The organism is Bradyrhizobium uaiense, assembly GCF_010811875.1.
Taxonomy (GTDB): domain Bacteria; phylum Pseudomonadota; class Alphaproteobacteria; order Rhizobiales; family Xanthobacteraceae; genus Bradyrhizobium; species Bradyrhizobium uaiense.
In genome coordinates this window covers 1-255 of record NZ_VKHP01000690.1, presented here as the reverse complement: position 1 = coordinate 255, position 255 = coordinate 1, and the positions used below count along the sequence as shown (strand labels likewise).

General features: G+C 69.4%; 1 pseudogene. It reads right to left on the bottom strand.

Annotated features, from left to right (window positions below):
• Positions 1-255: pseudogene (locus FNJ47_RS47095) on the bottom strand (branched-chain amino acid ABC transporter permease); the annotation flags it as partial.

The following is a 255-nucleotide window of genomic DNA, read 5'->3' as shown; positions in this document are numbered from 1 at the left end:
GCGGCAGCCGCAGCCCGACAGCGAGCGCCGCGAACGGATGGTCGGCGACCGCGCGAAACGACAGCCCGGTGCGGGTGTAGCGGAAGAACAGCGCGAACAGCGCCACCAGGCTGCCCGCGACCGCCGCAGCGAACAGGTCGAACCGGCTGATGAAGACCCCCGCGATGTCGAGCGGCACGTCGCTGATCCCGATGTCGAGGCCGTGAACCTGGGTGCCCCACAACAGTTGCGCCGCACCCTCGATCACGTAGGACA